The sequence below is a fragment of the Mycobacterium sp. E183 genome, from assembly GCF_001667735.1.
Taxonomy (GTDB): domain Bacteria; phylum Actinomycetota; class Actinomycetes; order Mycobacteriales; family Mycobacteriaceae; genus Mycobacterium.
Genome location: NZ_LZJN01000169.1, coordinates 17,840 through 34,549, shown reverse-complemented (window position 1 = coordinate 34,549; position 16,710 = coordinate 17,840). Strand labels below are relative to the sequence as shown.

Here is a 16,710-nt window from a genome sequence, read left to right as displayed (position 1 = left end):
GAGGAACCTGATGCCCGGAGTGCAGGATCGCGTCATCGTCGTCACCGGAGCCGGTGGGGGATTGGGCCGTGAATACGCCCTGACCCTTGCCCGGGAGGGCGCCAGCGTCATCGTGAACGACCTCGGCGGTGCGCGCGACGGTACGGGCGCCGGCCACAACATGGCCGACGAGGTGGTCAAGGAGATCCGGGACGCGGGTGGGCGCGCGGCCGCCAACTATGACAGCGTCGCGGACCCCGACGGCGCGGCCAACATCATCAAGACGGCGCTCGACGAGTTCGGCGCCATCCACGGTGTGGTGAGCAACGCCGGCATCCTGCGCGACGGCACGTTCCACAAGATGACCTACGACAACTGGGACGCCGTGCTCAAGGTCCACCTCTACGGCGGGTACAACGTGCTGCGCGCCGCGTGGCCGCATTTCCGGGAGCAGAGCTACGGCCGGGTCGTCGTCGCCACCTCCACCAGCGGCCTGTTCGGCAACTTCGGTCAGACCAACTACGGCGCGGCCAAGCTCGGCCTGGTCGGCATGATCAACACGCTGGCCCAGGAGGGCGCGAAGTACAACATTCACGCCAACGCCGTCGCGCCGATCGCGGCCACCCGAATGACCGAGGACATCCTGCCCAAGGAGGTGCTCGAGAAGCTGACGCCCGAGTACGTCGCGCCGGTGGTGGCCTACCTGTGCACCGAGGAAAACCCCAACTCCGCTTCGGTTTTCGTCGTCGGCGGAGGCAAGGTGCAGCGGGTGGCTCTGTTCCAGAACGAGGGCGCCAACTTCGACAAGCCGCCGTCAGTCGAGGACGTCGCCGCGCACTGGTCGGAGATCGACGACCTGTCGGCGGCCAAGCAGGCGAACTTCAAGCTGGGTTAGACCAGCAGTTGGTCACGCAGGCGGTCGATGTCCGCCTGCGTGACGCCTGCATCGAGCAGGTAGGCGTTCAGCGAGCCGAACCGTGCGTCTATCGTCTCGCGCGCGGCAGCCAGGTATTCCGGACGCACGCCAAGCACACCGTCAGCCAGCCGCGCCTTGGTGAACGTGACCACCTCCGGCGTCAATTCGACGTCGGAGCGATGCTGAATCATCTCGTAGATGTGTTCGCGCAGTTGGGGCACCGCGGCGTTGCTGCGCAGGTAATCGGCGACGATGGTGTCGTGGTCGATGCCGATCGTCTCCAACACGGTGGCGATCACAAAACCGGTGCGATCCTTACCCGCGAAGCAGTGCGTGAGCACTGGACGCCCCGCCGCCAGCAACGAAAAGACATGCCGCACAGCGCGTTGCGCCCCGTTGCGGGTGGGAAATTGGCGGTACTCGTCGGTCATGTGGCGGACGGCGGCCTCGTTGACCTCTTCGTCCGACTGGTCGGGATCGCCCTGGAACAGCCGTCGAAACGCCGTTTCGTGCGGCGCGTCATCGTCGTCTGGCTCCTCGTCGCCGAGATCGGGGAAGGGCAGCAGATGGATTTCGACGCTGTCGGGAACCAGTCCCGGGCCGCGCCGGGCGACCTCGCGCGCGGCACGCAGATCGGCGACGTCGGTAATCCCTAACTGGCGCAGCGTGTCCCGTCCCTCGTCATCGAGGCGGCTGAGCTCACCGGAGCGGAACAGCCGTCCGGGTTTCAACCCGCCGGCGCTGTCGGCGACGTCGCGAAAGTTCCACGCGCCGGACAGCTCTCGCAGCGTGTCAGTCATGCGAGGTGACCGCCGCAGCGAGCGGAGATTTCTCCCGGCCGAGTTCGGCGCGTGCGATGGTCCGCATGTGCACCTCGTCGGGGCCGTCGAAGAGGCGCATGGCCCGGTGCCAGCCGTACGACCGGGCCAGCACCGTGTCCTCGCTGACCCCGGCGGCGCCGTGCACCTGGATCGCGCGGTCGATCACGTCGCAGGCCACCTGCGGCGCCACCGCCTTGATCTGCGAGACGAGCGTGTGGGCGGCCTTGTTGCCGTGCTGGTCGATGGTCCACGCCGCCTTATGGCACAGCAGGCGGGCCTGGTCGATCTCGTTGCGCGACTTAGCGATTGCCTCCCGAACCACGCCCTGCTCGGCCAGCGGGCGGCCGAATGCCACCCGCTTGCTGGCGCGGTCCACCATCAGGGCCAGCGCGCGTTCGGCGCCACCGAGTGCGCGCATGCAGTGGTGGATGCGGCCCGGTCCCAGCCGGGCCTGGGCGATCGCGAAGCCGCCGCCCTCCTCGCCGAGCAGGTTGGTGACCGGCACCCGGACGTTGTCGTAGATGATCTCGCAGTGCCCGGGCTGGTCCTGGTAACCGAAGACGGTGGTCGAGCGGACCACGGTCACGCCGGGGGTGTCGATGGGCACCAGCACCATCGACTGTTGCTGATGGCTGGCCGCCTCGGGGTTGGTGCGCCCCATCACGATCAGGATCTTGCAGCGCGGGTCCGACGCGCCGGACGTCCACCACTTGCGCCCGTTGATCACGTAGTCCCCGCCGTCGCGGAGGATGGACGTCTCGATGTTGCGCGCGTCGCTGCTGGCGACCGCGGGCTCGGTCATCGAGAAGGCGCTGCGGATTTCGCCGGCCAGCAACGGCTCCAGCCACTGCTTGCGCTGTTCCTCGGTGGCGAACAGGTGCAGGGTCTCCATGTTGCCGGTATCCGGTGCCGCGCAATTGAGCGCCTCCGGCGCGATCTCCAGGCTCCAGCCGGTGAGCTCGGCCAGCGGCGCGTATTCGAGGTTGGTCAGGCCCGACTCGGCGGGCAGGAACAGGTTCCACAACCCGGCCGCTTTGGCCTTGGTCTTGAGTTCCTCGATGATCGGCGGGACGGTGTGATCGTTCGGGCCGGCCTCGTGCCGGTACTTCTCGTAGTCGGCCTCGGCCGGGAAGACGTACTCGGTCATGAAGTCGGACAGTCGCTTGTGGTAGTCGTTGGCTTTGTCCGACATCGCGAAGTCCATGCCGCCACGATAGGACACGTGTGGGGTGGGCCCATATGGCGAGTGCTTTGGTTCACCCGCGCGACACTGAAACCTCGGACACGGCACGCCGCGACGGGTGTGCGTGGTTGCGGCCTCGCGGTAGGGCGAGTGGTCGCGGGTCCGCGAGACATAACCCATTGCGTTCGGCTGCGGCGTGTCGTCGCAGACGTTTATGTGTCGCGATTGCCGTCGAGCACCATGGACGCCATGACCGAGTCCCGTCCGCCGTTACCCCCGTTCACCTACGAGAAGGCGCTGCAGAAGGTGCAGGCCGCCGAGGACGCGTGGAACACGCGCGACCCGCACCAGGTCAGCCTGGCCTACACGCCCGACTCGCAGTGGCGAAACCGCGACGAACACGTCGTCGGCCGCGATGCGATCGTGGCGTTCCTGACCCGTAAGTGGCAGCGCGAGCTCGACTACGCGTTGCGGAAAAGCTTGTGGGACTTTCACGACAACCGCATCGCCGTTCGGTTCCAATACGAATGCCGCGACGCGGGCGGCCAGTGGTACCGCAGCTACGGTAACGAGCTGTGGGAGTTCTCCCCGTCGGGGTTGATGGCGCGTCGCGAGGCCAGCATCAACGACGTGCGCATCGACGAGTCCGAGCGCCGCTACTTTGGCCCGCGGCCCGCCGACCAGCACGGCCGGGACATCCCGCTCTGGTAACCCGCCGCGGCCACAACGCCTTGGTGTGACTCCACAACACGGCGGCCGGTACTGCGTGCGCCTCGGGTGACGAACCATCGACGGGAGTCGATCGGCCGCTCGGGGGCATCCCGCCCCGGTCGATCGCACGTCCGGGCCGAAAACCGGCAGGCGTTAAGGTAGCGAAGCGTGCGGCCAGCCAGCGGCACATCCAAACGGCAGGAAACGGGAAAGCAGATGTACGCGCCATGACAGATGCGCAGACGACGGTAGGGGTGGTCGCGGAGTCCGGGGCCGACGAACGACGGGTCGCGCTGGTCCCCAAGGCGGTGGCGTCGCTGATCAGCAGCGGTGTGGCGGTGGTGGTCGAGTCGGGGGCGGGCGAAAAGGCGTTGCTGCCCGACCAGCTCTACACCGAGGCCGGCGCGAGCATCGGGGACGCCTGGACCGCCGACATCGTCGTGAAGGTGGCGCCGCCGACCAAAGAAGAGGTCGGCAGGCTGCGCCGCGGGCAGACGCTCATCGGGTTCCTGGCACCGCGCAACGCCGACAACTCGATCGGCGCGCTGACCGAGGCCGGGGTGCAGGCGTTCGCACTCGAGGCCATTCCGCGCATCTCGCGGGCCCAGGTGATGGACGCGCTCTCGTCGCAGGCCAACGTGGCCGGCTATAAGGCCGTCCTGCTGGCCGCGTCGGAGTCGACGCGGTTCTTCCCCATGTTGACCACGGCGGCCGGCACCGTGAAGCCGGCCAGCGTGCTGGTGCTCGGCGTCGGGGTGGCCGGCCTGCAAGCGCTTGCGACGGCCAAGCGGCTGGGCGCGCGCACCTCCGGTTACGACGTGCGCCCGGAGGTGGCCGACCAGGTCCGCTCGGTGGGGGCGCAGTGGCTGGACCTCGGCATCGACGCGGCCGGTGAGGGCGGATACGCCCGCGAGCTCACCGAGTCCGAACGCGCCGAGCAGCAGGAGTCGCTGGAGAAGGCGATCGCCGGGTTCGACGTCGTGATCACTACCGCGCTCGTCCCGGGGCGTCCCGCGCCGCGCCTGGTGACCGCCGCGGCGGTGGAGTCGATGAAGCCCGGCAGCGTCGTCGTCGACCTGGCCGGGGAGACCGGAGGCAACTGCGAACTCACCGAGCCCGGGAAGACGGTCGTCAAGCACGACGTGACCATCGCCTCGCCGCTGAACCTGCCGGCGACGATGCCCGAGCACGCGAGCGAGCTGTACAGCAAGAACATCACGGCGCTACTGGACCTGTTGATCACCGATGGCAAGCTGGCCCCCGACTTCGACGACGAGGTCGTTGCGGCCTCCTGTGTCACGCGGGCCTGAGAGGACTACATGTACGACGAGTTATTGGCCAATCTGGCGATCCTGGTGCTGTCCGGGTTCGTCGGGTTCGCCGTCATCTCCAAGGTGCCCAACACCCTGCACACGCCGTTGATGTCGGGGACCAACGCGATTCACGGCATCGTGGTGCTGGGGGCGCTGGTGGTCTTCGGCGAGGTGGAGCACCCCTCGCTGGCGGTGCAGATCATCCTGTTCGTCGCGGTGGTGTTCGGGACGCTCAACGTCATCGGCGGCTTCATCGTCACCGACCGGATGCTCGGGATGTTCAAGGGCAAGAAGAAGGCCGTGCCCGTGAAGACCGAAGACCTGGCGGCGAAATGAACTACCTGGTCACCGTCCTCTACATCATCTCGTTCGCCCTCTTCATCTATGGCTTGATGGGCCTGACCGGGCCCAAGACCGCGGTGCGGGGCAACCTGATCGCCGCGGTCGGCATGGCCATCGCCGTGGGCGCGACGCTGATCAAGATCCGCCATACCGAGTCCTGGGTGCTGATCATCGCCGGCCTGGTCGTGGGCGTGGTGCTCGGCGTTCCGCCCGCCCGGCTGACCAAGATGACCGCCATGCCGCAGCTGGTGGCCTTCTTCAACGGCGTGGGCGGCGGTACCGTCGCGCTGATCGCGCTGTCGGAATTCATTGAGACCAGCGGCTTCTCGGCCTTCCAGCACGGGGAGTCGCCGACCGTGCACATCGTGGTGGCGTCGCTCTTCGCCGCGATCATCGGCTCGATCTCGTTCTGGGGATCGATCATCGCGTTCGGCAAGCTGCAGGAGATCATCTCCGGGGCGCCGATCGGCTTCGGCAGGGCGCAACAGCCGATCAACCTGCTGCTGCTGGCCGCCGCGGTGGCCGCCGCGGTGGTCATCGGCCTGCACGCGCATCCCGGCACCGGTGGGGTGCCGTTGTGGTGGATGATCGGCCTGCTGGCCGCCGCCGGTGTGCTCGGCCTGATGGTGGTGCTGCCGATCGGCGGCGCCGACATGCCGGTGGTCATCTCCCTGCTCAACGCGATGACCGGGCTGTCGGCCGCGGCGGCCGGCCTGGCGCTGAACAACACCGCGATGATCGTGGCGGGCATGATCGTCGGCGCCTCCGGTTCGATCCTGACCAACCTCATGGCCAAGGCGATGAACCGCTCCATCCCGGCGATCGTCGCGGGCGGCTTCGGCGGCGGCGGCGTCGCGCCCAGTGGGGACGGCGGCGGCGACAAGCACGTCAAGGCCACGTCGGCCGCCGACGCGGCGATCCAGATGGCCTACGCCAACCAGGTGATCGTGGTTCCCGGCTACGGTCTGGCGGTCGCGCAGGCCCAACACGCGGTCAAGGACATGGCGTCGCTGCTGGAGGACAAGGGCGTCCCGGTCAAGTACGCGATCCACCCGGTCGCCGGCCGCATGCCCGGCCACATGAACGTGCTGCTGGCCGAGGCCGAGGTCGACTACGACGCCATGAAGGACATGGACGACATCAACGACGAGTTCGCCCGCACCGACGTGGCGATCGTCATCGGCGCCAACGACGTCACCAACCCGGCGGCGCGCAACGAGCAATCCAGTCCGATCTACGGCATGCCCATTCTCAACGTCGACAAGGCCAAGTCGGTGATCGTGCTCAAGCGGTCGATGAACTCCGGGTTCGCGGGCATCGACAACCCGCTGTTCTACGCCGAGGGCACGACGATGCTGTTCGGGGACGCGAAGAAGTCGGTGACCGAGGTCGCCGAGGAACTGAAGGCGCTTTAAGGGCCAGACGGCCGTGGCGATCGCGAGCGCGGCGGAACCGGGCGCTGCGGGTCGCCACCAGGGTCGCTAGACGGGCGGGTAGGCGGGCGGCGGGTAGCCGTTGCCGTCGACCACCCCGCGCAGCCCCCACGGGACGTAGCGGAAGAAGAACTCGATCTCGTCGCTAGCGTCGTAGTCCGGACTCGGATCCATGAGGCCACCCCTCCAGTCGCGACTTGAGCTTTGTGACAGCGAGTCTAGTCCCATCCGTGTCGGGGCGACACCTGGCGTTTGCCTAAACTGTCCAACCAGTTGATTGATAATTGGCCTTGCCCGGCACCCTAGGTCCCGCCCGGCAGTGACGATAGCGAGGGCAGATGCCATCCGAGAACGGACTAACGCGACGCGAGGAGCTGCTGGCTGTCGCCACCAAGCTGTTCGCCGCGCGCGGCTACCACGGCACCCGGATGGACGACGTCGCGGACGTGATCGGCCTGAACAAGGCGACGGTCTACCACTACTACGCCAGCAAGTCCCTGATCCTGTACGACATCTACCAGCAGGCCGCCGAGCGGACGCTGGCCGCCGTTCACGACGATCCGTCGATGACCGCCCGCGAGGCGCTGTATCAGTACACCGTGCGGCTGCTGGACCAGATCGCCGCCAACCCCGAGGGCGCGGCCGTCTACTTCCAGGAGCAGCCCTACATCACCGAGTGGTTCTCCGAGGAGCAGGTCGCCGCGGTCCGCGAGAAGGAGACCCAGGTTTACGAACACGTCCACGGCCTCATCGATCGGGGGATCGCCAGCGGCGAGTTCTACCAGTGCGATTCGCACGTCCTGGCGCTCGGCTACATCGGCATGACACTCGGTGCCTACCGGTGGTTGCGCCCCAGTGGACGTCGCAGCGCCAAGGAGATCGCCGCGGAATTCAGCACCGCGCTGCTGCGCGGCCTGATCCGTGACGAAGCGATCCGCACGAGCTCCCCGCTCGGTCCCTAAGGACTCACACCCTTGAGGTGTCTGTCGAGGAAGGCGAGCTGGTCGGCGACGACACGCTCGAACGCCTCGTCGACGTAGATCGCGAAATGGCCCTCGGGGTACAGCTTGACCTCGCCGCGCGGGGCCTTGGCCGCGTAGCGCAACGTCGGCGCCGCCGGTGCGACCGAGTCGGCTTCGCACACGCAGAACAGGATCGGGCAGGGAATCTTCGCGGTGTCGCGGCCGGGACGGTAGGCCATGATCGTCAACGCGATGCGGGCCGCCACCTCGTTGGTCAGTTCCTCACCCGCGGGGACGAGCCTGAGGTAGCCGGGGTAGGCGTCGGGCGTGGTCATCAGCGCGACGTCGCCCGGTCTCCCGACCGTCGGCACCATCACCGGGGGCTTGCGCATCCGGGCGGCCAGCAGGTCACGCGCCGCCAGCAGACCGACTTGAGCGAAGACCAGCGGGTTGCTGATGGTGCGCGCCGACGCAATGCCGTCGGTGAAGGGGCATTGGGCGATCGCGGCCGCGATGCCCGGCAGCCGGGCCGCCGTGGCGATCACGTGGCCGCCGGCAAACGAGGTGCCCCACAACGCGATTCGGTCGGGGTCGATCCCGGGCAGGGTGCGCGCGTAGGCGACCGCCGCCGCCCAGTCGGCGAGCTGCAGTCCGACATCGAGCACCTGGCGGGGCCGGCCCTCGCTGTCGCCGAAGTTGCGGTAGTCGAACACCAGGCAGGCGTACCCGGCCGCGCTGAACCGTTCGGCGTACGCGTCCAGCCGCATGGTTCGCACCCCGCCCAGGCCGTGCGCCATCACCAGCAGGGGCGCGCGTTCTCCGCCCTCCGGCCGGTAGAGCCAGGCGCTGATCAGATCGCCACCGGAGGGGAATCGGACGTCTTCGCGTTGTGTCATCAGCCAGCCATTCTGCCCCGGGTGATCGCGACCCGTCCGCCGGTATGCGGCAAAGATTTTATGGACTACTGTCTAGAAACGTTTGGAGCGCTCAACGGACGGAGACTCTCATGGCGATCCGCGTCGCGCATGTCGGTACCGGAAACGTCGGAGGGTTGGCCCTGGCCGAGCTGATCACCAATCCGCAGTTCGAGCTGACGGGCGTGTGCGTGTCCACCCCGGAGAAGGTCGGCAAGGTCGCCGGTGAACTCTGCGGCGTCGCCCTGGAACCCGGTGTGGTCACCGGGGTGACGGCCGTCTCGGACCTCGACGCGCTGCTGGCCACCCGGCCCGAGTGCGTCGTCTACTGCGCGATGGGCGACACCCGGCTGCCCGAGGCGATGGCCGACGTCATGCGCATCCTGGCCGCCGGTGTCAACGTCGTCGGCTCTTCGCCCGGGCTGCTGCAATACCCGTGGGGCGTGATGCCCGACAAGTACATCGGCCGCGTCGAAGACGCTGCCAAGCAAGGCAATTCGAGCATCTTCATCAGCGGTGTCGACCCGGGATTCGCCAACGACCTGATCCCGTTCGCCCTCGCCGGGACCTGCCAGCGCGTCGAGCAGGTGCGCTGCATGGAGATTCACGACTACGCGAGTTACGACGGCGCAGAGGTGATGCACTACATGGGGTTTGGCCGTCCGATGGACGAGATCCCGATGCTGCTGCAACCGGGCATCCTCAGCATCGCCTGGGGCACTGCGATCCGTCAGCTGGCCGCCGGCCTGGGCATCGAGGTCGACGAGATCACCGAGTCCTACCAGCGGGAGCCGGCGCCGGAGGACTTCGATATCGCGGTGGGCCGGGTCGCCAAGGGCACCGTGGCGGTGCTGCAGTTCGAGATCCGCGGCATGGTCAAGGGCCACCCCGCGATCGTCATCGAGCACGTCACCCGGCTGCGGCCCGACTTGCGGCCGGACCTGCCTCAGCCCGCCGCGGGCGACGGCTCCTACCGCGTCGAGATCACCGGGGAGCCGTCGTACGCCGTCGACATCATCCCGAGCAGCCGCAAGGGCGATCACAACCACGCGGCGATCGCCGGCGCCGCGGGCCGCATCGTCAATGCGATCCCCGCGGTCATCGCGGCACCGCCCGGCATTCGGACCACGCTCGACCTGCCGTTGGTCACCGGCAAAGGCCTTTACGCACCAACCACTTTGGTGAGCACTTAAATCGAAAGGAGTCCCTGTGGGACGGGTAGATGGCAAGGTTGCGCTGATCAGCGGGGGCGCCCGGGGGATGGGCGCCGAGCATGCGCGGCTGCTGGCGTCCGAGGGCGCCAAGGTGGTGATCGGCGACATCCTCGACGACGAGGGCAAGGCCGTCGCCGACGAAATCGGTGACGCCGTTCGCTATGTCCACCTCGACGTGACCCAGCCCGACCAGTGGGAGGCCGCCGTCGAGACCGCGGTCAGCGAATTCGGCAAGCTCAACGTGTTGGTCAACAACGCCGGGACCGTCGCGCTCGGACCGCTGAAGAGTTTCGATCTGGCCAAGTGGCAGAAGGTGATTGACGTCAACCTGACCGGAACCTTCCTGGGCATGCGGGCGGCCGTCGAGCCGATGATCGCCGCGGGCGGCGGGTCGATCATCAACGTGTCCTCCATCGAGGGGCTGCGCGGCGCGCCAATGGTGCACCCGTACGTCGCCTCCAAGTGGGGGGTGCGCGGCCTGGCGAAGTCCGCGGCTTTGGAGCTGGCGCCGCACAACATCCGCGTCAACTCGGTGCACCCCGGCTTCATCCGCACCCCGATGACACAGCACCTGCCCGACGACATGGTGACGATCCCGCTCGGCCGCCCGGCCGAGTCGCGGGAGGTGTCGACGTTCATCCTGTTCCTGGCCAGCGACGAGTCGTCCTACTCGACTGGCAGCGAGTTCGTCATGGACGGCGGGCTGGTGACCGACGTGCCGCACAAGGCGTTCTAGACCGTCGAAGATAGGCGACCGGTCGGCTACCATCGAGGAATGCCGCGTCCGCCGAATCCCGAGGTGCGCCGTCGCCTCCTTGCCGCGGGGCTCGAACTGGTGCACGCTCGGGGATTTTCCGCGAGTGGTGTCAAGGACATCACCGACGCGGCGGGCGTCCCGAAGGGGTCGTTCTACGCGTATTTCCCAAGCAAGGAAGCGTTCGCGGCGGCGATCCTCGAGCATTACTGGGCCGACATCGAGGCGCGCCTGCTGCCGATCCTCGACGAAGCCGGTCCGGCACAGGACCGGATCACCCGCTTCTTCCATGCCCTTGCCGACGAGCACGAGGCCGGCGATTTCCTGCTTGGCTGCCTGATCGGCAACCTGTCGCTCGAGCTGGGCGGTTCGAGCGAGCCGGTGCGCGCCGAACTCGTGCGCATTCTCGATCGCTGGGGCGCCGCCCTCACCGAGTGTGTGCGGTCCGGGCAGCGGCGCTCCGGTGGCGTCCGTCGCGACCTCGCCGCTCCCGAACTCGCCTCCCAACTGATCGAGGCGTGGGAAGGTGCGGCCCTGCGGGGGAAGGTGACCCGCAGTAGGGCCCCGTACGACCGATTCGAGGCGACGACGGTCCAGGCGCTTCTGCACTGATGTGGTCGGCGGCGGAATCGTTCACGGGCGCCGCTTGTTAAATAGACGACTGGTCATTTATTATCGAGGGACCACCCCTTCCGACCCCGAGGACGCGCCATGCCGGAGCCAACCAGAGACGCCGACCCCCAGACGCCTGGGCTGCCCGCTTCCGGCTTCGAGCTCGACCTCGACCGCGCCGCGCTGGTTCTCATCGATCCGCAGATCGATTTCCTGAGCCCGGCGGGCGCCGCATGGCAGGTGTTCGGCGACGGCGTCCGGGACAACGACGTCGTCGCCCATATCGGCGAGTTGCTCGACGCCGCGAAACGGGCGGGCATCACCGTCGCGGTGTCGCCGCACTACTTCTTTCCCACCGACAAGCAGTGGCGGTTCGGTGATCCGCTGGAGAAGTTCATGGACTCCGCCGGCATGTTCGCGCGCCAAAGCGCCTACGCGGCAGACGGATTCGTGGGCTCCGGCGCCGATTTCCTGCCGGCCTACCGCAACCACATTCACGACGGCCGGACCGTCATCGCCTCACCCCACAAGATCGTAGGCCCGGAATCGAATGACCTGGTGCTTCAGCTGCGCAAGCGCGGGGTCAGCCAGGTCGTCCTGGCGGGGATGGCCGCCAACCTGTGCGTCGAAGGCCATCTCCGCGAACTCATCGAGCAGGGCTTCGAGGTGGCCGTCGTCAAGGATGCCACGGCCGGCCCGCGCCTGCCCGAATGTGACGGCTACCTCGCCGCTTTGGTGAATTTCCGATTCCTCGCCAGCGCCGTTTGGACCACGTCCGAAGCCGTCGCCCTGCTGACCAACCCGGTAGATCCGTCGAAAACAAAGGAGTCCGAACGCCATGGCACCGAATGAAAGTCTCAGTCAACGCAGGTTCGTGCTGAACGACGGGAGCGGCGCGATCCCGGCGCTCGGGTTCGGCACCTCGCTGTCCGACAACACCAAGACGCGTGATGCCGTAAAGACCGCGGTCCAAGCGGGGTTCCGTCACCTCGACGCCGCCGAGCGGTATCGGAACGAAGCCGAGGTCGGTGCGGCCCTCAAAGATCTGTTCGCGCAACGAGCGGTCCGCCGCGAGGAATTGTTCGTGACCACCAAGTTGTGGAACAACAACCATCGACCGGAGCGGGTGCGGCCCGCCCTGCGAGCCAGCCTGGACAGGCTCGGGCTCGACGCGGTCGATCTGTATTTGGTGCACACCCCGTTCGCTTTCAAGCCGGGCGACGACCAAGACCCCCGTGACATTCACGGGGCCGTCGTCTACGACGACGGGGTCACCCTGGCGGAAACCTGGGCGGCGATGGAAGACCTTGTCGACGAGGGCCTTACGCGGGCAATAGGCCTCTCGGACATCGACGCCGACGGCACCAGAAAGATCATCGAGACCGCGCGCATCAAGCCGGCGGTCGTGGAAGTCGAGTCGCACCCGTACCACCCCCAATGGGAGCTGCACCAGCTGCGCGAGACCGACGGCATCATCTTGTTGGCCTTCGCCTCACTCGGGCACGCACTCGAACCGCGGCTGCTTGAGGACCCTCTCGTCGTATCGATCGCGCGGCGGCTCGGCAAGACGCCCGCCCAAGTGCTGCTGGCCTGGGGCATCCAGCGCGGCAGCGCGGTTCTGACCGCATCGGTTTCACCGCCGCGCATCCGCGAGAACTTTGATGTCACAACGCTTCCCGACAGCGCGATCCAAGAGATCAACGAACGTCTGGAAACTCGGATCCGGTTCAATTCCGTCGTCGACGCGGGTGAACCGGGATTCGCCGAGGTACCTCGGGGCTAGGGTCGTGTCGTGAGGGCGATGGCCGGCGTCGGCGTGCCGACCCACCTTGCCAGCGTGATACCCGGTCCCGACGGCGTCACCCGCTGCCGGTGGGCCACCCAAACGGGCCGCGATCTGACCGCGTATCACGATCACGAGTGGGGAACACCGACACACGACGAGGCCTTGCTCTTCGAGGCGCTGGTGCTGACTTACTTCGAGAACGGCCTGTCGTGGGCGACCGTGTTCGACAAGCGGGACAACCTGCGCAAGGCGTTCCACGGCTTCAACCCGGCGGCGGTCGCAGCAATGACGCCCGGCGACGTGCAAAGGTTGATGACCGATGCGTCGATCATTCGCCATCGCCGCAAGATCGAAGCCACGCTACACAACGCCCGCCTGTTATCGACGCACTCGTTGTCGCGTCTGGCCTGGCAGCATCGACCCCACAGCCACCATCGGCTCCGAACCTTCAGCGATGGCCGGCTGGTGAGTCCGGAATCGCGCCAGCTGTCAACAGCGTTGCGAGAAGCGGGTTTTCGGATGGTCGGACCCGTGGTCGCCCACTCGTTCATGCATACCGTCGGGATTGAAAACGGTCATTTCGAGGGCTGTTTCCGTGCCCCGGCGTGAGGTGCTATAACCGCGAGCATGCTGCGCAGCCTGGCCGAGGTAGTGGGATCGAACCACGTCGTCACCGATCCCGATGTGCTCGCGGGCCGCAGCGTCGACCACACCGGCCGCTATCGGGGCCGGGCCAGTGCGCTGGTGCGCCCCGGCTCGGCCGAACAGGCCGCCGAGGTGCTGCGGGTCTGCCGGGATGCCGGGTCCCACGTGACCGTGCAGGGCGGGCGCACGTCGCTGGTGGCGGGCACCGTCCCCGAGCACGACGATGTCCTGCTGTCCACCGAGCGGCTGCACGCCCTCGACCCTGTCGACACCGTCGAGCGCCGCATTCAGGTGGGCGCGGGCGCGACTCTGGCCGCGGTGCAACGGGCCGCGGGGGTCGCCGGCCTGCTGTTCGGCGTGGACCTGGCCGCGCGGGACACGGCGACGGTCGGGGGGATGGCGTCGACGAACGCCGGCGGGCTGCGCACGGTCCGCTACGGCAACATGGGCGAACAGGTCGTCGGCCTCGAGGTGGCGCTGCCCGACGGCTCGCTGCTGCGCCGCCACAGCCGGGTGCGCCGGGACAACACCGGCTACGACCTGTCGGCGCTGTTCGTCGGCGCCGAAGGCACCCTGGGGGTGATCACCGCGCTGGAGTTGCGCCTGCACCCCACCCCGGCGCGGCGGGTGACGGCGATCTGCGGGTTCGACGACCTGGCGGCGCTGATCGATGCCGGCCGGACGTTCCGGGACGTCGACGGCATCGCGGCGCTGGAACTGATCGACGGCCGGGCCGCCGCGCTGACCGGCGAGCACCTCGGGGTCGGCTCACCGGTCGACGGCGACTGGCTGCTGCTGGTGGAACTGGCCGCCGACCACGACCAGACCGACCGGCTCGCGGACCTGCTCGACGGCGCGCGAATGTCCTCCGAACCCGCGGTTGGCGTGGATGTCGCCGCGCAGCAGCGGTTGTGGCAGGTGCGTGAATCACTCGTCGAGGTGCTCGGCGTGTACGGGCCGCCGCTGAAGTTCGACGTCTCCCTACCACTGTCGTCGATCGACGAATTCGCTGCGGAGGCAGTCGATTTGATCGACGCCCACGCGCCGGAGGCGCTGCCCGTGCTGTTCGGCCACATCGGCGAGGGCAACCTGCACCTCAACGTGTTGCGCTGCCAAGTCGAGAGGGAGGAGGCGCTGTACAGGCCGATGATGGAACTGATCGCGCGATCCGGCGGCAACGTCAGCTCCGAACACGGCGTCGGCACCCGCAAGCGGGGTTACCTGGGCATGTCCCGCGAGCCCGCGGACGTCGCGGCGATGCGCACGATCAAGGCCGCGCTGGACCCGACCGGCTACCTGAACGCCGCGGTCCTGTTCGACTGATCGTTCTTGCGCCGCCTGACATAAGCTGGGATCCATGGCATCCGGGATCTTCGACACGCCCATCGTCGGAGTCGTCAACAACTTGTTCAACGGCATGATCGACGCGCCCGTCGTCGGGCGACTGGTACGACGCGGGCTGATCAAGATTCGCTACGTCGGCAGGCGTTCGGGCAAGACGATCCAGACCCCGGTCGGCTACCGCCGCTCCGGTGACGGCATCGTCATCAACGTCATGTCGCCCGATAACAAGACCTGGTGGCGGAACTTTCTCGGCGAGGGCGGTCCGATCACGCTGCTCAACTTCGACGGCGCGGACCGGACCGGACACGCGAGCGCCAGCCGAGACGAGAAGGGCCGCGTCAAGGTCGCGGTGCAGCTCGACTAATCGGACGGCGGCTTGATGCCGACCGCGTGCCGCAGCTGCGCCAGGAACTGATCGGCGTCGTCGCTGGGGACGATGTAGTGCGAGATCGCGATCCGGATGACGGTCGCCGCCTTCACCGCGGCGTTGGGTCCGGGCAGGTGGCGCTGGAGGCCCTCCCGCATCTGCGGGATGACCCCGGAGAACTGGGCGATGGTGTGCTCGGGCTCGACGTCGACCATGCGGACGCCGGAGTACGAGTGCTGGTACTCGACGATGAACCGCAGCACGGCGTCGAGCTTGTCGACCCCCTTCAGGCCCGCGGTGGCCCGCACCAGGCCGCTCTCGAAGATCTGCCGCTCGTAGCTCGAAAAGGCGGACAGCAGTTCCTCTTTGGACGCGAACCAGCGGTAGAGCGTCGGGCGGGAAACCCCCGCCTGGGCGGCGACGTCGGAAAGGCTGAGTTTGGTCTTGCCGTTGCGGCCGAGCACCTCGGCGGTGGCGTCGAGGATCCGCTGACGCGTCGAGGTGTCAGGTTCTGCGGTCTGGGCCGGCCGGCTCATATCTGCAACTCTACGAAGTGGTGGAAGGTCATTTCGCTCCCCGGCCGGACTTGGGCGGGCGCGGGCGCACCAGGACGGACTGCTGGATGGCCCCGACCGCGCCCTGCTCGTCGAACAATGTGCCGACCGTGGTGCCGACGCCGTCCGGGCCGTAACTCGTCTCGGCGCGGATGCCGATCCAGTCCCCGTCGGGAACCCGGAACACGTGCACGGCCAGATCGGTGTTGAGGAAGGTCCATCGGCTGATGTCCAGCTTGCTGCCGATGCCGTTGGCGCAGTCGGCGACGGCGAACAGGCGCTCCAGCGGTGTCATGCTCTCGCCGGTCACCAGGTCCACGGTCGGGTGAATCCACGACTCGCCCGGGCCCTCGCTGAGCGGTTCCGTCAGCCACAGCCAGTCGAGGCTGTGCACGTAGTTGCGGTCCCAGTCCCGCGCCGTCAGGTTGCGGTCGCGTGCCTCGCTGCGCGGCGCGGGCATGTCGGGCGCGGCGTGGGCCACCTCCCGGGTGTCCAGCGTCTGCAACCGCCAGCCGCTGGCGCGCGCCACCGGGCGGGGCTCCCCGTCGGGACCGGGCGCCAGCATCTCGGCCCCGACCAGTTCGATCTGCTTGCCCCCGCGCTGCACCCGCGCGTTGACCCACAGGTCACCCTCGGCGGGAACCCCGCCCAGCAGGTCGATGACGACGCGGGACAGGCGGGTGTCGTCGCGCTGTTCGCACCGCTCCAGGGCGCGGACCAGCAGCGCGGACACCGGCCCGCCGTGCTGGATCGCGGCCGACCAGGTGCCGCGCGCCAGGTCGGTGGCCCGGAACTTCTCCCCCAGCGGGTCGGCGCCGTCGACGAGCTCGTAGTAGGAGTCGGTCATCCTCAATCTCTCG

20 protein-coding genes are annotated in these 16,710 nt (G+C 67.9%); 14 read left to right on the top strand and 6 right to left on the bottom strand.

Annotation, left to right across the window (positions count from 1 at the left end):
* Positions 1-10 precede the first annotated feature (10 nt).
* Complete coding sequence (locus A5691_RS20255) at positions 11-874, top strand: SDR family oxidoreductase (protein ID WP_067755260.1); 864 nt, start codon at positions 11-13, stop codon at positions 872-874.
* Here A5691_RS20255 and A5691_RS20250 read toward each other — a convergent pair.
* Both A5691_RS20250 and A5691_RS20245 read right to left on the bottom strand, forming a co-directional pair.
* Complete coding sequence (locus tag A5691_RS20250) at positions 871-1,695, bottom strand: tyrosine-protein phosphatase (RefSeq protein WP_067781597.1); 825 nt, start codon at positions 1,693-1,695, stop codon at positions 871-873. The two genes, A5691_RS20255 and A5691_RS20250, sit on opposite strands and share 4 nt — an antisense overlap.
* A complete protein-coding gene (locus A5691_RS20245; RefSeq protein ID WP_067755350.1) occupies positions 1,688-2,908 on the bottom strand; it encodes an acyl-CoA dehydrogenase family protein in 1,221 nt (406 codons plus the stop codon). The genes A5691_RS20250 and A5691_RS20245 overlap by 8 nt, the downstream gene beginning before the upstream one ends.
* Before the next feature lie 240 nt (positions 2,909-3,148).
* Between A5691_RS20245 and A5691_RS20240 the strand changes: the two genes are divergently transcribed.
* The 4 genes from A5691_RS20240 (at position 3,149) to A5691_RS20225 (ending at position 6,680) form a co-directional block, all read left to right on the top strand.
* Positions 3,149-3,610 (top strand): nuclear transport factor 2 family protein, encoded by a 462-nt coding sequence (locus A5691_RS20240; RefSeq protein WP_068017667.1) that lies wholly within the window; start codon positions 3,149-3,151, stop codon positions 3,608-3,610.
* A 227-nt stretch (positions 3,611-3,837) separates the two neighbouring features.
* Positions 3,838-4,920: a Re/Si-specific NAD(P)(+) transhydrogenase subunit alpha gene (locus tag A5691_RS20235; RefSeq protein WP_067755253.1), complete on the top strand. Its 1,083-nt coding sequence runs from the start codon at positions 3,838-3,840 to the stop codon at positions 4,918-4,920.
* Positions 4,921-4,929: 9 nt separating this feature from the next.
* Positions 4,930-5,259: an NAD(P) transhydrogenase subunit alpha gene (locus A5691_RS20230; protein ID WP_007167221.1), complete on the top strand. Its 330-nt coding sequence runs from the start codon at positions 4,930-4,932 to the stop codon at positions 5,257-5,259.
* Positions 5,256-6,680: an NAD(P)(+) transhydrogenase (Re/Si-specific) subunit beta gene (locus A5691_RS20225; protein ID WP_067781600.1), complete on the top strand. Its 1,425-nt coding sequence runs from the start codon at positions 5,256-5,258 to the stop codon at positions 6,678-6,680. The genes A5691_RS20230 and A5691_RS20225 overlap by 4 nt, the downstream gene beginning before the upstream one ends.
* 66 nt (positions 6,681-6,746) lie before the next feature.
* Here the strand turns inward: A5691_RS20225 and A5691_RS28140 are convergent, their stop codons facing one another.
* The gene (locus A5691_RS28140; protein WP_007167223.1) at positions 6,747-6,872 is read right to left on the bottom strand and encodes a hypothetical protein; all 126 of its coding nucleotides are present in this window, start codon (positions 6,870-6,872) and stop codon (positions 6,747-6,749) included.
* Between the two features lie 164 nt (positions 6,873-7,036).
* Between A5691_RS28140 and A5691_RS20220 the strand changes: the two genes are divergently transcribed.
* Positions 7,037-7,660 carry a TetR/AcrR family transcriptional regulator gene (locus A5691_RS20220; protein WP_067755243.1) on the top strand — a complete coding sequence of 208 codons (624 nt, stop codon included), beginning with the start codon at positions 7,037-7,039 and terminating at the stop codon, positions 7,658-7,660.
* Here the strand turns inward: A5691_RS20220 and A5691_RS20215 are convergent.
* The gene (locus tag A5691_RS20215; RefSeq protein ID WP_067755240.1) at positions 7,657-8,556 is read right to left on the bottom strand and encodes an alpha/beta hydrolase; all 900 of its coding nucleotides are present in this window, start codon (positions 8,554-8,556) and stop codon (positions 7,657-7,659) included. The genes A5691_RS20220 and A5691_RS20215 overlap by 4 nt on opposite strands.
* Positions 8,557-8,666: 110 nt before the next feature.
* On the opposite strand from A5691_RS20215, the gene A5691_RS20210 reads away from it, so the two are divergent.
* The 8 genes from A5691_RS20210 to A5691_RS20175 all read left to right on the top strand — a co-directional run bounded on the left by A5691_RS20210 (position 8,667) and on the right by A5691_RS20175 (position 15,293).
* Positions 8,667-9,767: a diacylglycerol kinase gene (locus tag A5691_RS20210; protein WP_068017542.1), complete on the top strand. Its 1,101-nt coding sequence runs from the start codon at positions 8,667-8,669 to the stop codon at positions 9,765-9,767.
* Between the two features lie 16 nt (positions 9,768-9,783).
* Positions 9,784-10,524 (top strand): glucose 1-dehydrogenase, encoded by a 741-nt coding sequence (locus A5691_RS20205; RefSeq protein ID WP_067755234.1) that lies wholly within the window; start codon positions 9,784-9,786, stop codon positions 10,522-10,524.
* A gap of 39 nt (positions 10,525-10,563) precedes the next feature.
* Positions 10,564-11,154: a TetR/AcrR family transcriptional regulator gene (locus tag A5691_RS20200; RefSeq protein WP_067755231.1), complete on the top strand. Its 591-nt coding sequence runs from the start codon at positions 10,564-10,566 to the stop codon at positions 11,152-11,154.
* Between the two features lie 99 nt (positions 11,155-11,253).
* Positions 11,254-12,006, top strand: coding sequence for a cysteine hydrolase (locus A5691_RS20195; protein WP_067755228.1), 753 nt, complete (start codon positions 11,254-11,256; stop codon positions 12,004-12,006).
* Positions 11,993-12,937 (top strand): aldo/keto reductase, encoded by a 945-nt coding sequence (locus tag A5691_RS20190; RefSeq protein WP_067755225.1) that lies wholly within the window; start codon positions 11,993-11,995, stop codon positions 12,935-12,937. The genes A5691_RS20195 and A5691_RS20190 overlap by 14 nt, the downstream gene beginning before the upstream one ends.
* An 18-nt stretch (positions 12,938-12,955) precedes the next feature.
* Positions 12,956-13,549, top strand: coding sequence for a DNA-3-methyladenine glycosylase I (locus A5691_RS20185; RefSeq protein WP_067755346.1), 594 nt, complete (start codon positions 12,956-12,958; stop codon positions 13,547-13,549).
* 18 nt (positions 13,550-13,567) lie between these two features.
* Positions 13,568-14,908: an FAD-binding oxidoreductase gene (locus A5691_RS20180; RefSeq protein ID WP_067755222.1), complete on the top strand. Its 1,341-nt coding sequence runs from the start codon at positions 13,568-13,570 to the stop codon at positions 14,906-14,908.
* Between the two features lie 34 nt (positions 14,909-14,942).
* Positions 14,943-15,293, top strand: coding sequence for a hypothetical protein (locus tag A5691_RS20175; RefSeq protein WP_067755218.1), 351 nt, complete (start codon positions 14,943-14,945; stop codon positions 15,291-15,293).
* Here the strand turns inward: A5691_RS20175 and A5691_RS20170 are convergent.
* Positions 15,290-15,832: a TetR/AcrR family transcriptional regulator gene (locus tag A5691_RS20170; RefSeq protein WP_067270068.1), complete on the bottom strand. Its 543-nt coding sequence runs from the start codon at positions 15,830-15,832 to the stop codon at positions 15,290-15,292. The two genes, A5691_RS20175 and A5691_RS20170, sit on opposite strands and share 4 nt — an antisense overlap.
* A gap of 28 nt (positions 15,833-15,860) precedes the next feature.
* Complete coding sequence (locus tag A5691_RS20165) at positions 15,861-16,697, bottom strand: thioesterase family protein (protein ID WP_067755215.1); 837 nt, start codon at positions 16,695-16,697, stop codon at positions 15,861-15,863.
* Between the last annotated feature and the right edge of the window lie 13 nt (positions 16,698-16,710).

Excerpts from the sequence above, each read along its gene's own strand:
- A5691_RS20225 (WP_067781600.1), top strand. The coding sequence starts at position 5,256 with ATGAACTACCTGGTCACCGTCCTCTACATCATCTCGTTCGCCCTCTTC.
- A5691_RS20170 (WP_067270068.1), bottom strand. The coding sequence starts at position 15,832 with ATGAGCCGGCCGGCCCAGACCGCAGAACCTGACACCTCGACGCGTCAG.
- A5691_RS20250 (WP_067781597.1), bottom strand. The coding sequence starts at position 1,695 with ATGACTGACACGCTGCGAGAGCTGTCCGGCGCGTGGAACTTTCGCGAC.
- A5691_RS20200 (WP_067755231.1), top strand. The coding sequence starts at position 10,564 with ATGCCGCGTCCGCCGAATCCCGAGGTGCGCCGTCGCCTCCTTGCCGCG.
- A5691_RS20190 (WP_067755225.1), top strand. The coding sequence starts at position 11,993 with ATGGCACCGAATGAAAGTCTCAGTCAACGCAGGTTCGTGCTGAACGAC.
- A5691_RS28140 (WP_007167223.1), bottom strand. The coding sequence starts at position 6,872 with ATGGATCCGAGTCCGGACTACGACGCTAGCGACGAGATCGAGTTCTTC.
- A5691_RS20210 (WP_068017542.1), top strand. The coding sequence starts at position 8,667 with ATGGCGATCCGCGTCGCGCATGTCGGTACCGGAAACGTCGGAGGGTTG.
- A5691_RS20195 (WP_067755228.1), top strand. The coding sequence starts at position 11,254 with ATGCCGGAGCCAACCAGAGACGCCGACCCCCAGACGCCTGGGCTGCCC.
- A5691_RS20230 (WP_007167221.1), top strand. The coding sequence starts at position 4,930 with ATGTACGACGAGTTATTGGCCAATCTGGCGATCCTGGTGCTGTCCGGG.
- A5691_RS20245 (WP_067755350.1), bottom strand. The coding sequence starts at position 2,908 with ATGTCGGACAAAGCCAACGACTACCACAAGCGACTGTCCGACTTCATG.
- A5691_RS20220 (WP_067755243.1), top strand. The coding sequence starts at position 7,037 with ATGCCATCCGAGAACGGACTAACGCGACGCGAGGAGCTGCTGGCTGTC.
- A5691_RS20240 (WP_068017667.1), top strand. The coding sequence starts at position 3,149 with ATGACCGAGTCCCGTCCGCCGTTACCCCCGTTCACCTACGAGAAGGCG.
- A5691_RS20235 (WP_067755253.1), top strand. The coding sequence starts at position 3,838 with ATGACAGATGCGCAGACGACGGTAGGGGTGGTCGCGGAGTCCGGGGCC.
- A5691_RS20175 (WP_067755218.1), top strand. The coding sequence starts at position 14,943 with ATGGCATCCGGGATCTTCGACACGCCCATCGTCGGAGTCGTCAACAAC.
- A5691_RS20165 (WP_067755215.1), bottom strand. The coding sequence starts at position 16,697 with ATGACCGACTCCTACTACGAGCTCGTCGACGGCGCCGACCCGCTGGGG.
- A5691_RS20180 (WP_067755222.1), top strand. The coding sequence starts at position 13,568 with ATGCTGCGCAGCCTGGCCGAGGTAGTGGGATCGAACCACGTCGTCACC.
- A5691_RS20185 (WP_067755346.1), top strand. The coding sequence starts at position 12,956 with ATGGCCGGCGTCGGCGTGCCGACCCACCTTGCCAGCGTGATACCCGGT.
- A5691_RS20255 (WP_067755260.1), top strand. The coding sequence starts at position 11 with ATGCCCGGAGTGCAGGATCGCGTCATCGTCGTCACCGGAGCCGGTGGG.
- A5691_RS20215 (WP_067755240.1), bottom strand. The coding sequence starts at position 8,556 with ATGACACAACGCGAAGACGTCCGATTCCCCTCCGGTGGCGATCTGATC.